Source organism: Streptomyces nigrescens (assembly GCF_027626975.1).
GTDB lineage: Bacteria > Actinomycetota > Actinomycetes > Streptomycetales > Streptomycetaceae > Streptomyces > Streptomyces nigrescens.
On record NZ_CP114203.1, the window covers coordinates 1,995,060 to 2,006,457 of the forward strand.

An 11,398-nucleotide genomic window follows, 5' to 3' on the forward strand; every position below is an offset into this window, starting at 1 on the left:
TGACCCGGCCGGGCGGGTTCCGCAACAGATCTTGGGTCAGTGGAGTCCTCCGGCGCGGTGCTCACCCCGGCCGGTCCGGCAGCCGCGGCAGGACCTTGTCCGGGGTGAGCGGGAGGTCGCGCAGCCGGACCCCGGTGGCGTGCCGTACGGCGTTGGCGAGGGCCGCCGCGGTGCCGACGATGCCGATCTCCCCGATGCCCTTGCTGCCCATGGGGTTGAGGTGCGGATCCTCCTCCTCCAGCCAGTGCGCCTCGATCAGCGGGACGTCGGCGCAGACCGGAACGTGATAGGAGGCCAGATCGCACTCGGCGAAGTCGCCGAACTCGGGGTCCAGACCGCTGCCCTCCGTGAGCGCCATCCCCAGGCCCATGGTCATCCCGCCGATGAACTGGGAGCGCGCCGTACGGGAGTTGAGGATGCGGCCGGCCGCATAGACACCCAGCATCCGCCGCGCCCGGACCTCTCCGGTGACGGTGTCGACCTGCACCTCGGCAAAGGTGGCGCCGAAGGAGTGCCGGGCGTACGGGGAGCGCTCGGACGTCTCCTGGCGGGTGTCGACGGCGGCCGTCAGCCCGTCGGCCGGGAGCGGTCCGACGTGGTCCCGCAGCCGGTGCCGCAGCTCCGTACAGGCCTTGTGGACGGCCCAGCCCCAGGAGGCGGTGCCCGCGGAACCGCCGGCCAGCATGGCGGGCGGCAGATCGCTGCTGCCGATCTCGATGCGGATCCGCTCGTCGGGCACGGCCAGCACACCCGCGGCGAGCTGCGCGAGGACGGTGCGGGCGCCGGTGCCGATGTCGGTGGCGTTCACCCGGATCCGGTAGGTGCCGTCGGCGGCGGCGTGCGCCTCGGCGGAGGAGGCGGCGATGAGGACGGGGTAGGTGGCGGCGGCGACACCGGTGCCCAGCAGCAGATCGCCCTCGCGCCGGACGCCCGGCCGGGGGTCCCGGGGCCGCCAGCCGAAGCGCTCCGCGCCCTCCCGCAGACAGCCGACCAGATGCCGGCTGCTGAAGGCGCGGTCGCTGTCCGGCTCGGTGTCCGGCTCATTGCGCATCCGCAGGTCGACGGGGTCGATGTCCAGGAGGACGGCGAGTTCGTCGACGGCCGACTCCAGGGCGTACATCCCCGGGGCCTCGCCCGGTGCGCGCATCCAGGAGGGCGTCGGTACGTCGAGCGGGACCACACGGTGCACGGTGCGGCTGTTCGGCGAGGTGTACATGACGCGTCCCGGGACCGCGGCCTGCTCGACGAACTCCGTGACGGTGGAGGTGTGGGTGGCGGCTTCGTGAGCGAGGGCGGTGAGGACCCCGTCGTCGCCCGCGCCCAGGCGCACCCGCTGGATCGTGGGTGCGCGATGACCGACGACCGCCGGCATCTCCCTCCGCGGCAGGGACAGTTTGACCGGGCGCCCGGTGTGGCGGGCGGCCATCGTGGCCAGGACGACCTGGGGGCGGGGCGTCCCCTTGGAGCCGAAGCCGCCGCCGACATGCTCGGAGAGGACGGTGATCTCGCTCCGGTCGAGCCGGAACAGCGCGGCGAGGTCCTCGCAGACCTTGGTGGCGCCCTGGCTGGAGTCGTGGACGGTCAGATGCCCGTCGCTCCACCAGGCGGTGGAGGCATGCGGCTCCATGGGGTGGTTGTGCAGCGGGGGCACGGTGTATGTGGCGTCGACGGTGACGGGCGCGGCGGCGAACGCCCCCTCGAAGTCGCCGCGTTCGCGGGTGCCCGGATAGCCGCCGTTGGCGGTCTCCGCGTCGTACAGCCCCGGATGACCGGCGGTCAGCCGTACGTCGTGTGCGGCGGTTTCGTAGCGGACGCGGACCGCCCTGGCGGCGGCGCGGGCGGTTTCGAGGCTGTCGGCGACGGCGAGGGCGACATACCAGCCGCGGTGCGGCACCCGGTCGTCCTGGAGCACCGCCAGCGTCGGGTCGTCAGTGGCCGCGAGGCGGGGCGCGTTCTCGTGCGTCAGCACCGCGTACACCCCCGGCAGGGCGAGTGCCGCCGCGACGTCCACGGCGGTGACCCGGCCGCGGGCGACGGTCGCGGGCACCGGCCAGGCGTAGGCGCAGCCCGGCGGGGTGTGTTCGGCCGCGTATCGGGCGGTGCCGGTGACCTTCTCCCGGCCTTCCCGGCGCACGAGCGGGGCGCCCACGGGGTACGGGGGTGGGCCGGGCGGGAACGAGTCGGGGCTCATGACGCGCGTCCTTGGGTCGGGGGCCGGTGCCGGGTCGGCAGTGGCGGTGGTCCTTGTCGTGGGAGGGGTCGTCAGTGGTCGTCGGCCGGGGCGGCCAGAGCGGCCAGTACGCCGACGGCCAGATTGCGGGCGAGCGTGACCTTGAAGCCGTTGTCGCGCAGCGGCCGGGCGGCGGCGAGTTCGGCGTCGGCGGCGCGGGCGAAGGTGTCCTCGGTGGCGGGCGACCCGTGCAGCACCTCTTCGGCCGCGCGGGCGCGCCACGGCCGGTGCGCGAGCCCGCCGAAGGCGAGGGCGGCCCGTCGTACGGCGCCGTCCCGCACCTCCAGTACGGCGGCGACGGAGACCAGGGCGAACGCGAACGAGGCGCGGTCGCGGGCCTTGCGGTAGCGCGAGCGTGCGCCCGGGGCCGGCGGCGGCAGCTGGACTGCGGTGATCAGTTCGCCGGGCCGGATCTCGGTGTCCCGCTCCGGGCTGTCGCCGGGCAGCCGGTGGAAATCGGTGACCGGCACGGTGCGCTCGCCATCGGGGCCGTGCAGATGGACCTCGGCGTCGAGGGCGGCCAGCGCCACCGCCATGTCCGACGGCTGGGTGGCGACGCAGTGCGCGGAGTGGCCCAGTACGGCGAGATCGCGGTGTACCCCCTCGCGGGCCGGGCAGCCGGTGCCGGGGGCGCGCTTGTTACAGGGCTTGGTGATGTCCTGGAAGTACAGGCAGCGGGTGCGCTGCAGCAGATTGCCGCCGGTGGTCGCGATGTTCCGCAGCTGCCCCGAGGCGCCGGCCAGCAGCGCCTGCGACAGGGCAGGGTAGCGGTCGCGGACCGGGACCGCAGCGGCGAGATCGCTGTTGCGGACCATCGCCCCGATCCGCAGTCCGCCGTCCGGCAGCTCCTCGATACGGTCGAGCGGCAGCCGGGTGACGTCGATGAGCAGCTCCGGCGTCTCCACGCCCAGCTTCATCAGGTCGACGAGGTTGGTGCCCCCGCCGAGAAAGCGGGCGCCGGGCTGCCCGGCCGCGGCCCGTACGGCCTCCTCGACGCTCGTCGCCCGCAGATACCCGAACGGCTTCATGACGCCGCCTCCCGTACCGCTTCGACGATCCGCGGATAGGCGCCGCAGCGGCACAGATTTCCGCTCATCCGCTCACGGATCTCGTCGTCGGTCAGCTCGACCGGAGCCGCGGGGTCCGCGGTGGGCGGGGTGACATGGGACGGGAAGCCGTCGGCCGTCTCGGCCAGCATCCCGACGGCCGAGCAGATCTGGCCGGGGGTGCAGTAGCCGCACTGCAGGGCGTCCCGCTCCAGGAAGGCCTGCTGCAGGGGGTGCAGCCGCTCTCCCTCTGCCAGGCCCTCGACCGTGGTGATCTCCCGCCCGTCCTGTGCCACGGCCGGCAGCAGACAGCTGTTGGCGCGCCGCCCGTCGACGAGCACGGTGCACGCGCCGCACTGGCCGTGGTCGCAGCCCTTCTTGGCGCCGGTCAGACCGAGGCGTTCACGGAGCAGGTCGAGGACCGTGGTCCGGTGGTCCACGGTCAGCGTCTGCGTCACTCCGTTGATGTGCAGCACCAGCGAGGAGCTCTGGCCGTCCGCCGACGGAGCACCGCCGGTGTCCGCCGGATGTTGGGTGGACTCCACTCCCTCATGCCTTTCCGGTCCGGGCCGCGGGGCGGCTGCCGTGAGCGGCCGTTTGATACGCCGTGCGCCGTGGCCGTGGTGGCCCCGCCGCTCAGGGGCGGCTGGAGGCCCGCTAGCGGGTCTCCAGCCGCAGCTCGACTTCCTTTTCCTGGTCGCCGGCGGCCGTCCCGAGGACGTGCACGGCGAACGCGGGCTCCAGGCCCTTGCACAGCTGGTCGACGGCCCAGTAGCCGCCCTGGAGGCTGACCATGACGGGCGCGGTCAGCCGACGGGGCTCGGCGGTGGCCTTGCGCTCACTCACGTCGAAGGTCGAGGTCCACACGGTCGACCCCGCACCGGCCACCTCCTCGGGCACATCGTCCGCCGCCCGGTCGGAGCTGAAGGAGGTACGCAGCGCACTGAAGACGGCGTGCGCGTCCTGCGTCGCGCAGCTCTCCAGCTCCACCATCACCTCGGCCGATACGTGTTCCGTGTGTGACGCCTGTTCCGCGCTGTTCACTGTGGGGCCTTTCCTCTGTGGGCCTTCCTCCGGGGGCTGAACGCTTCCAGGCTCGCCCCGCGGCCCGGTGTGTGCGACCGGAGGCACGAACGAGTGGTTTGAACGGGCGGCAACCGCATGGCACCGATCGGGGGATTACGCTGTGTAGTCAGCACGAGCGTTCTGTGACCGAAGATGCCTCATGCGCAGCGCTCGGCCCTCGCAGCAGCCATCGTCGACCTCAGCCAGAGGAGCCCTCGTTGACCAGCGCCACGATCGACCAGAAAGCCACCGGCTACAGCGTCCGCCATGCGCTCTGTATGGCGCGCGCCTCCGAACTCGCCTACAAGGACGAGCAGACCATCGAAGCCACCGCCCGGCAATGGGGCTTCGACCGGGTGCGCCATCACCACACCACGTTCCGCCCGCCGTTCCCGCTGCAGGACACCCAGGCGTACACCCTCGGCGGGCACAGCATGATCATCACCAGCTTCCGGGGGACGGAGCCGGTGAAACTGCGCGACTGGCTGTCCGACGCCACCACACCGCCGTGGCCCGGTCCTGGCGGCAGGGGGTATGTCCACTACGGCTTCGGTGAGGCGCTGGAGGCCGTCTGGCCGCAGGTCCGCGCCGCCGTCGACGCCTTCCGCGACAACCGCCAGACGGTGTGGTTCACCGGCCACAGCCTCGGCGGGGCGCTGGCGATGCTGGCCGGGGCGCGGCTGCATTTCGAGGAGCCGCATGTGACGGCCAACGGCGTCTACACCTTCGGCCAGCCACGCACCTGCGACCGGCAGCTGTCCAAGGAGTTCAACACGGCCTTCTCCGACCGCATGTACCGCTTCGTCAACAACAACGACATCGTGCCGCAGCTCCCCCCGGAGCCCGCCTTCCACCATGTCTCCGCCCTGCGCTACATCGACACCCAGGGCGCCATCCACCACACCATGCCGCTGATCAGCGGCCTGGTCGACCGCGCCCAGGGCCTCACCGCCGATGTACTGGCGCCCGCCTCCGACGGGGTCCGGGACCACTTCATGGACGCGTACATCAACGCATTGGAGAGGAACCAGAACTGAGCGTCCGGGGGGGACGGGGGGCGGCGGGGCGGCGGGCACCGGCTGGACGGGTACCGGCAGGGCGGGCACCGGGGCGGCGGGCACCCGGCCGGCCGGACCGGCGGGCACCGTGCCGGACTGGCCCGGCGGGCACCGCGCCGGCCGGGACAGCCCGGCTACCGTGCCGTCCCGTCCCGTCCCGTTCCGTCCCGTCCGGACCGGGTGCGGTGCCGGTCAGAGCGGCTGGGTGAGGTTGACCGCGTTGCCGTCCGGGTCCTGGATATGGGCGACCCGCTGCCCCCAGGGCATGTCGTTGGCCGGGCCGCGCGCCGTTCCGCCGAGCTGCCCGACCCGGTCGAGCAGGGCGTCGACGTCCTGGACGACGATGCTGATCAGGATCCGGGTGGGAGTGCCGGTTTCTACGTTCTGGTCCACCACGATGCCCAGCTCCGAGCCACCGATCCGCAGACCGACGAAGAAAGCCGGGCCCTCCTCGGGCACCCGGGTGAACTCCTCGGCACCGACCAGCCCGCTGTAGAAGGCCTGCAGCCGGTCGAGGTCGGGGGTGACGATCACCGGCTGGACGGCGGCAGGGGCGGGGGCGGCGGGTGAGGTGGCAGACATGGCGTCCTCCGGGTGTGTGGCCTGTGTGGTCGGTGAGGTAGACCGCGCCCGGAGTGCTGATTCATCGCTCGGGGCGGGAGCAATGCGCCGGTCGGGTTGGGAGCAGGTTCACCGACCAGGAGGCGGGAGGGGAGACGGCACACCGGCCGGGGCGGAGATGGCTCACCGGCCGGGAGGGGAGACGGTTCACCGGCCGGGACGGAGGGCGGTGAAGGTGACCTCGGCGGCCTGGGCGGGCGACGATTTCGATCTCGTCGCTCAGGGCCCATTCCGCGGCCCGCGAGGACAGCGCCGCGGGCACCCGCTCGCTGATGCCGGGGGCCGCCGGGATGTCGTGGATGGCGTGGGCGTCGTGCGGCAGGACGACAGGGAAGTCGCAGGCCAGGGCCGTACGGGCGGTCGCGCTGACGCACATCTCGGAGGGCACCCCGCAGAGCGCCAGGGCCTTGACCCCGGCGTCGTCGAGCAGGGCACCGAGCGGGGCGTCCTCGAAGCCGTCGTCCTGGGTCTTGCGGATCACCGACTCGCGGGGCCCGGTCTCCACGGGCAGATGTAGCTCCCAGCCCGGGGTGTGGGGCTCATCTACGGTTCCCGACTCACCGTCGTTCTGCAGATGGACGACCAGTGCCCCGGCGGCGCGGGCCCGGGTGAGCAGAGCACGGCTCCGGTCGAGCACCCGCGCCGCATCGGGCACCGCCTCGTCCCCCGCGACGAACGCCGACTGGAGGTCGACGAGCAGGAGGGCCTCGACGGGGCGGAGCGGACTCCCGGCCCCGGTCGGCGGTGCGACCTCGCTATCGGTCGCCGCGGCGCCCCCGGACGTCCCGGCCGCCGCAGCCGCCCTGGTCGTCTCTGCCATCCTTGTCGCCGTGGCCGCCCCGGTCGTCTCAGCCCTCCCTGTCGACATGGCCGCCGCAGCCGTCGGTCGTCTCAGCTATCCCGGCCGTCCTGGCCGCCGCAGCCGTCCCGGTCAGCCCAGTCATCCCGGTCATCCCGACCGTCCCGGTCGCCGCAGCCGTCCCGGCCGTCATCCTCGCCGTAGCCGCCGTAGCCGCCGTAGCCGCGGCAGCCGTGGTCACCGACGTCGCCACCGCCGTCGTCACGCTCTCCGTCACCCTCGCGTCCTCCGTCGCCGTGATGACGACCATGGTGCGGCCGGGCGGGCCATTGATCACGGTCGCGGCGGAATTCAGCCAAGCGCCCGCCCTCCTCGACCGCCTCGACCCGCCCCTTCGCCGCCCTCCCCAGCCGCCTCGCCCCGCCCATCCCCCGCCGCCTCCGGCCGCCTCGAATGCCGCTCCCCCGCTCCTCCCCCGCCCGGCCCATAGGTCGCGCGTCGTCCACGACGCCGCCGCTGAGCTGTCACAACGATCCGGACGCCAGACGGACGCCAGACAGAACGCCAGACGGACGCCATCTGGGCGCAGCATCCGACGCGGCCGCGAGGACTCGCGCCGCGGCACGCCCGTGCGCCCATGCGCCCAGTGCTCATGCGCCCATGCGCCCGTGCGCCGACGGCTCTCTCCGGACACGCGGGGCTGAGCCGTCCGGCCGCACATCGTTGCCACGGGCATCGACCTGGACGGATCATCCGATACGCACGCCGTACGCACGTACGGGGGGCCGGGATGACCGCACCGTGATGACCGCACCGGCACGACGCGAGGAGAGCCACTGTGGAGCCAGCCACCGTCAACGGCCACTGCGCACCGGAATTCACCGGCGTACGGGACGCGTTCGAGCGGAACTTCAGCGAGCACGGTGAGGTCGGCGCGGCGGTCACGGTGACCGTGGACGGCGAGGCGGTGGTGGACCTGTGGGGCGGCCACGCGGACGCGGCCGGGACCCGCCTCTGGGAGCGCGACTCTCTGGTCAATGTCTACTCGACATCGAAGGGGATGACCGCGTTGTGCGCCCATCTCCTTGTGGACCGGGGCGAGTTGGACCTCGATGCGCCGGTGACCCGGTACTGGCCCGAGTTCGGGCAGGCCGGCAAGCAGGACATACCCGTGCGCTGGCTGCTCAGCCACCGGGCCGGTCTGATCGCGCCCCGTGAGCCGCTGCCCGCAGGGCACGCCTATGACTGGGAGCGGGTGTGCGCCGTCCTGGCGGCCACCCCGCCGTGGTGGGAGCCGGGCACCGCGCAGGGCTATCACGCGGTGACCTTCGGATACCTCGTGGGCGAGGTCGTACGGCGGATCACCGGGCAGTCCCTCGGCGCGTTCCTGCGCAGCGAGATCACCGGGCCGCTGGGCGCGCGGGTGTTCATCGGCACCCCCGCCGAGGAGCACGCCCGCTGTGCCGACATGGTCGGGCAGCTGGACGAGGCGCGGATCGCCGAGCAGTTCCCCGGTGTACCGAAGCCGCCGTTCCGGTCGCTCGCCGACCATCCCCTGGCCATCGTGATGCTGGCGCTGACGTACATCCCCACCGGCGATGTCAACAGTGCCGCCTACCGGTCGGCCGAGATCCCGGCGGGCAATGCCCATGCCGGTGCCCACGGGCTGGCGACGGTGTATGGCGCGCTCGCGGGCGGCACGCTCGTGGGGCCCGGCACCCTGGAGGCGATGCGCCGGTCGCAGAGCCTGCCGGGTGAGCGTGATCTGACGATCGATGCACTCGCCCCGGCGGGGTACGAGCACCGCTGGGGTCTGGGCTTCATGCTCAACCACCAGGGCCAGGCCGGGCCCAATCCGCGGGCGTTCGGACACGGTGGCGCGGGCGGCTCGTTCGCCTTCGCCGATCCGGAGAACCGGCTGTCGTACGCGTACACCATGAACAAGTACGGCGGTGGCACGACGGGCCAGGATCCGCGCAACGCCGGGCTGATCAGGGCGGTGTACCAGGCGTTGGCGCAGCACCGGAGCTGATGCGGGGGCCCGCCACCCCTAAGGAGCCGACGGTTCGGGCGGCGGTGCCGGCCGCGGAGCCACGGGCGGTTCGTCCGCCGCGTCGGTGAGGGCACGCAGCGCCTCGACGAGCCCGGCGCGCCGGTCGGCCGGCAGCCGGGACACGATCGTGGCGATCTCCGCGTGCCGGTCGGCGAGCACCTGCGCGACCAGACCGCGGCCCCGGTCCGTCAGGCTCAGCACGACCTCGCGACGGTTGCCGGGGTTGGCCTGCCGGGTGACGCTGCCGGCCGCCTCCAGCCGGTCGGCCATCCGCAGCGCGGTGGACGGATTGACGCCCAGCGCGTCGGCCAGCGCGGCGAGCTTGACCGGGCCCCGGCCGTCCAGCACCACCAGGGCCCGCAGCTGGGGCAGGGTGAGCGAGGGCGCGGTCCGGCCGAGTGCCCGGGCGGAGACCCCGACCAGCATCCGGGAGGCGGTCAGCACCGCGGCGATCACCTCTTCGACCTCGTGGTCAAGAGCGTCGTCGCCGGACCCGGCCGCCCCGGCCGCCCCGGCCGGCCGCGGTACGCAGTGCGCGTCGTGCCCCATGGCGCCTTTATACCCGGCGAGGGCATCGTGCCTGGTGGCGAGCCCGGTGGCGGCCCCTCGGCGGCCCGGAAATCTGCCCCCGCCATCGCCGTTGCCGAGCGCAATAATGGAAGGTGCGGCAAGCATCCGGCCTGGCGCGAGCGCCGTGGCCCGGGGAAAGGGCGTGGTGATCATGGAACGGGACACCGAGACGGTTCACGAGGCGTATGCGTTCGTCTGTCTGCACTGCGGACACGGCTGGGAAGAGGAGTACGAGATCCGGCACACCACGGATCTGGCCGGCCACCGGCGCGCCGACTACTTCACCCGGGGCGTCCGTGTCGCCTCCCCGCTGACCCGCGCCGACTGCCCCTCCTGCAACCTCGGCCCGATCCGCATCCTGCGCCCCGGCCGGGTGAACTCGACCCGCCCCTACCTCGCCTGAACCCAACCCACCCCCTCCCAGGACCTGACACACCATCACCAGCCGGTGCGGAGAAGGTGGTTGATGGGTGACAGCTGCACGTCGGCGCGGGCGGGCGGACGGCAACCGCCTTACGCGGCAACCGCCTTACGGCCGTTCGGCGTGCGGGCTATGTCTGCTGCCCCGGCGGCGGTCCGGCGACCTCCGGGTCCACATAGGCGGGACCGGGCAGGCCCTTACGGCGCATGGCGATCCCGGTCAGCGCCTCGAAGATGGCCCGGCGGGCATTCATCGTCGTGGTGTAACCGGGATCGAGGTGGGGTGCGACCTCGACGACCTCCATGCCCACGACCGGCGTCTCATGGCAGATCCGGCGGAGGGCGGGAAGCAGTTCGCGGTTCGTCAGGCCGGGCGGCTCCGGTGTGCCGGTGCCGGGTGCGAAGGCCGGGTCCAGCACGTCGATGTCCAGCGACACGAACAGGTACTCCGGCCCGTCCAACGCCTCCTCGATGGCCTGCTGGAGGACCACATCGAATCCGCGCCGGTCGATCTCGGCCATGAAGTGCGCGCGCAATCCGTGCTCGCGCATCCAGGCGAACAGGGCGTCGTCGGGCGCGATCGCGCTGCGCAGACCGATCTGGATGAAGTTGCGCCCGGGGATGTGCTCGTCCTCGATCAACCGGCGGACCGGTGTGGCGTGTGAGACGGGATGTCCGAACAGGTCCTGAGAGCAGTCCGGATGCGCATCAAAGTGGATCACCCCGACCTTGCCGGCACCGTACACATCGGCCACCGCCGCGGCGTCCGGCCACAGGATCGAGTGGTCCCCGCCGAGCACGATCGGGATCGCGCCTGTTCCGGCGATCTCGCGGACCAGAGTGCGGATCGGTTCCATGGAGTTGTCGATGCTGAACGGGTCCACCGCGGCATCGCCGTAGTCGACCACCGTCAGTTCCTCGAAGGGCTTGATACGGGTGGTGGGATTGACGAGCATCTGCGGGGTGTGGGGCAGGATCCGCTCGTCGGCCCGGATCGCACGCGGTCCGTAGGCCGCCCCCCGGTGCCCGGTGGACATGTCCACCGGCGCTCCCACGACGGCCACATCGACATGGCCCGCACGCAGGTCGTCCGGGTTGAGGCACAGCGGCAGCCCGAAGAACGTGGCGATCCCGGCGTAGGCCGGTACGAACGCATACCGCTGGAGGTTGATCGGTCCGGGCTCGCGCTTCGGGTCGGGCGTACGGTCGACCGCCCATTTCCAGACGTCCGGGGGTACACCTTCCACAAGCTGCTCCTTTCCGTCCCGTCCGGACGGCCGCCCGGTACGGAGGGCGCCCGGCCGGCCACACCGCCGCCACTCAACCCGACCTGCGGTGCCTCGCCGGGCACCGCGGCGGGACAGGCCACAACAGTCAGTCGTTCGGACCGGGGGGCAGGAGCGCGGGGCGCCTTCCGGCCGTGCGTGCCACTGCAATTCGGTAACAGCACGCATTCGAGGTATTTCGGTACGGCATATGTTGCCTATGCTCAGGCCGGAGGTCGGGGGGCCGCTTTCGGACACTCCGACGGCCGAC

Annotated in this window: 12 protein-coding genes; 3 read left to right on the plus strand and 9 right to left on the minus strand. The window is 72.6% G+C overall.

What is annotated here, in order from left to right:
- Positions 1-61 precede the first annotated feature (61 nt).
- The 4 genes from STRNI_RS08995 to STRNI_RS09010 form a co-directional block, all read right to left on the minus strand.
- Positions 62-2,191, minus strand: a complete 2,130-nt coding sequence (locus tag STRNI_RS08995) for a xanthine dehydrogenase family protein molybdopterin-binding subunit (protein ID WP_277410898.1) — start codon at positions 2,189-2,191, stop codon at positions 62-64.
- Positions 2,192-2,262: 71 nt separating this feature from the next.
- Positions 2,263-3,258 (minus strand): FAD binding domain-containing protein, encoded by a 996-nt coding sequence (locus tag STRNI_RS09000; protein WP_018088998.1) that lies wholly within the window; start codon positions 3,256-3,258, stop codon positions 2,263-2,265.
- Positions 3,255-3,755 (minus strand): (2Fe-2S)-binding protein, encoded by a 501-nt coding sequence (locus tag STRNI_RS09005; RefSeq protein ID WP_371874913.1) that lies wholly within the window; start codon positions 3,753-3,755, stop codon positions 3,255-3,257. Before STRNI_RS09005 ends, STRNI_RS09000 begins: the two co-directional genes overlap by 4 nt.
- A 178-nt stretch (positions 3,756-3,933) precedes the next feature.
- A complete protein-coding gene (locus STRNI_RS09010; RefSeq protein ID WP_159485500.1) occupies positions 3,934-4,320 on the minus strand; it encodes a hypothetical protein in 387 nt (128 codons plus the stop codon).
- Between the two features lie 239 nt (positions 4,321-4,559).
- On the opposite strand from STRNI_RS09010, the gene STRNI_RS09015 reads away from it, so the two are divergent.
- Positions 4,560-5,378, plus strand: a complete 819-nt coding sequence (locus STRNI_RS09015; RefSeq protein ID WP_277410899.1) for a lipase family protein — start codon at positions 4,560-4,562, stop codon at positions 5,376-5,378.
- A gap of 213 nt (positions 5,379-5,591) precedes the next feature.
- On the opposite strand, the gene STRNI_RS09020 is transcribed toward STRNI_RS09015, so the two are convergent.
- From STRNI_RS09020 to STRNI_RS09030, 3 genes are all read right to left on the minus strand, one after another.
- A complete protein-coding gene (locus tag STRNI_RS09020) occupies positions 5,592-5,981 on the minus strand; it encodes a VOC family protein (RefSeq protein WP_266443462.1) in 390 nt (129 codons plus the stop codon).
- 61 nt (positions 5,982-6,042) lie between these two features.
- Complete coding sequence (locus STRNI_RS09025; protein ID WP_381845812.1) at positions 6,043-6,840, minus strand: isochorismatase family protein; 798 nt, start codon at positions 6,838-6,840, stop codon at positions 6,043-6,045.
- Between the two features lie 28 nt (positions 6,841-6,868).
- A complete protein-coding gene (locus STRNI_RS09030) occupies positions 6,869-7,129 on the minus strand; it encodes a hypothetical protein (RefSeq protein ID WP_277410900.1) in 261 nt (86 codons plus the stop codon).
- A 528-nt stretch (positions 7,130-7,657) separates the two neighbouring features.
- Between STRNI_RS09030 and STRNI_RS09035 the strand changes: the two genes are divergently transcribed.
- On the plus strand, positions 7,658-8,851 hold the full coding sequence (locus STRNI_RS09035; protein ID WP_018088992.1) for a serine hydrolase domain-containing protein: 1,194 nt from the start codon (positions 7,658-7,660) through the stop codon (positions 8,849-8,851).
- A gap of 18 nt (positions 8,852-8,869) precedes the next feature.
- On the opposite strand, the gene STRNI_RS09040 is transcribed toward STRNI_RS09035, so the two are convergent.
- Positions 8,870-9,421, minus strand: coding sequence for a MarR family winged helix-turn-helix transcriptional regulator (locus STRNI_RS09040; RefSeq protein WP_277410901.1), 552 nt, complete (start codon positions 9,419-9,421; stop codon positions 8,870-8,872).
- A 172-nt stretch (positions 9,422-9,593) separates the two neighbouring features.
- On the opposite strand from STRNI_RS09040, the gene STRNI_RS09045 reads away from it, so the two are divergent.
- A complete protein-coding gene (locus STRNI_RS09045) occupies positions 9,594-9,845 on the plus strand; it encodes a hypothetical protein (protein ID WP_202443717.1) in 252 nt (83 codons plus the stop codon).
- A gap of 148 nt (positions 9,846-9,993) precedes the next feature.
- Here STRNI_RS09045 and STRNI_RS09050 read toward each other — a convergent pair whose 3' ends face one another.
- Complete coding sequence (locus tag STRNI_RS09050; RefSeq protein WP_159485504.1) at positions 9,994-11,109, minus strand: agmatinase family protein; 1,116 nt, start codon at positions 11,107-11,109, stop codon at positions 9,994-9,996.
- Positions 11,110-11,398 lie beyond the last annotated feature (289 nt).